Here is a 514-nt window from a genome sequence, read left to right on the forward strand (position 1 = left end):
CGTGGCTGCCGACGGCAGCATCCAGACGCACTTCTGCGAGCCCATCGGCCACAAGCAGGTCAGCGGCGACTACGTGGAAAGCTGGCAGCCCCAGCCGATGCCGTCCCTCGCGCTGCAGCGCGCCCAGGACATCGCCCGGGCCGTGACCGACGACCTGGGCCGCGGCCTGGACGGCCAGCCGTCGGGGCAGGGCCTGTTCGGAGTGGAACTGTTCGTGAAAGGCGACGAGGTGTGGTTCAGCGAAGTGAGCCCGCGCCCGCACGACACCGGCCTGGTCACCCTCGCCACCCAGCACCAGAGCGAATTCGAGCTGCATGCGCGCGCCATCCTCGGCCTGCCGGTGGACACCCGCCTGCGCAACCCGGGCGCCAGCGCCGTGATCTACGGCGGCATGGACGCCCAGGGCATCGCCTTCGACGGTGTGGACGAGGCGCTGCGCGTGCCGGATACCGACCTGCGCCTCTTCGGCAAGCCCGAGAGCTTCACCAAGCGCCGCATGGGCGTGGCGGTGGCC

General features: G+C 71.2%; 1 protein-coding gene. It reads left to right on the top strand.

What is annotated here, in order from left to right; translation table 11 throughout:
- On the top strand, positions 1-514 hold a 514-nt coding region (locus tag GVL52_RS28520; RefSeq protein ID WP_160012702.1), incomplete at both ends, for an ATP-grasp domain-containing protein.

Source organism: Rhizobium sp. 18055, assembly GCF_902706285.1.
In the GTDB taxonomy this organism is placed as follows: domain Bacteria; phylum Pseudomonadota; class Alphaproteobacteria; order Rhizobiales; family Rhizobiaceae; genus Rhizobium.